The sequence below is a fragment of the Clostridium sp. CAG:43 genome (assembly GCF_000434655.1).
Lineage (GTDB): Bacteria > Bacillota > Clostridia > Lachnospirales > Lachnospiraceae > Otoolea > Otoolea fessa.
The window spans coordinates 21,160-22,147 of the sequence record NZ_FR895066.1 but is presented as its reverse complement, the minus strand read 5'-3'; the positions used below and the strand labels follow the sequence as shown (position 1 = coordinate 22,147).

The following is a 988-nucleotide window of genomic DNA, read 5'->3' as shown; positions in this document are numbered from 1 at the left end:
TACGCATAATTGCGCCGCTGGGCGTTTTCTGTTTATTTTATTCCACAAATTTGATCAATTTTAAGCAGCTCTTCCTCGCTCAACGGTGCCCCATCCAACATTTTCAGATTATCTAATATCTGCTCCGGTTTGGACGCACCGATGAGGACGCTGGTTACCACAGAATCCTTCATGACCCATTTGAGCGCCATCTGGGAGAGTTTTTCGCCTCTCTGTCCGGCCATCTCGTTGAGGGCGCGGATCTGGCTGATTTTTTCTTCGGTGAGCTGGTCTTTTTTGAGAAATCTGCCGTCGGTCATGACGCGGCTGTCGGCTGGGATGCCGTACAGATAACGGTCGGTTAAGGTTCCCTGTGCAAGCGGGCTGAATGCAATCAGACCTTTCTTTTCTTTGACAGCGGCTTCTTTTAAGCCGTTGTTTTCGATCGTGCGGTCAAAGATGCTGTAGCGGTTCTGATTGATGACGAACGGGCATTTCAGATCGCGCAGGATCGCAGCGGCTTCCTGCATTTTTTGTCCATTGTAGTTGGAAAGTCCTGCATAGAGAGCTTTTCCGCTCTTAACTGCCTGATCGAGTGCTCCCATCGTCTCCTCAAGCGGCGTCTCCGGGTCCATCCGGTGATGGCAGAAAATGTCGGTGATGGTAGAAAATGTCTACATACGGAAGTCCCAGGCGTGTAAGGCTCTGATCGAGGCTTGCGAGCAGGTATTTGCGGCTGCCCCAGTTTCCATAAGGGCCGTTCCACATCTCGTATCCGGCTTTCGTGCTGATGATCAGCTCGTCTCGATATGGCATGAAATTTTCCTTTACAATCCGTCCCAGATTTTCCTCAGCACTTCCCGGCTCCGGTCCATAATTGTTGGCAAGGTCAAAGTGCGTGACACCATTGTCAAAGGCGGTAAAACACAGCTTCCGCATTGTCTCATAGACGCCGGTGCTGCCAAAATTATGCCAGAATCCCAGCGAAACTGCCGGGAGTCTGAGTCCG

The 988-nt window shown here is 51.0% G+C and carries 1 pseudogene; it reads right to left on the bottom strand.

The features are described 5' to 3' along the window. Positions 1 to 32: 32 nt before the first annotated feature. Positions 33 to 988, bottom strand: a pseudogene (locus QVO97_RS05250) (aldo/keto reductase); the annotation flags it as partial.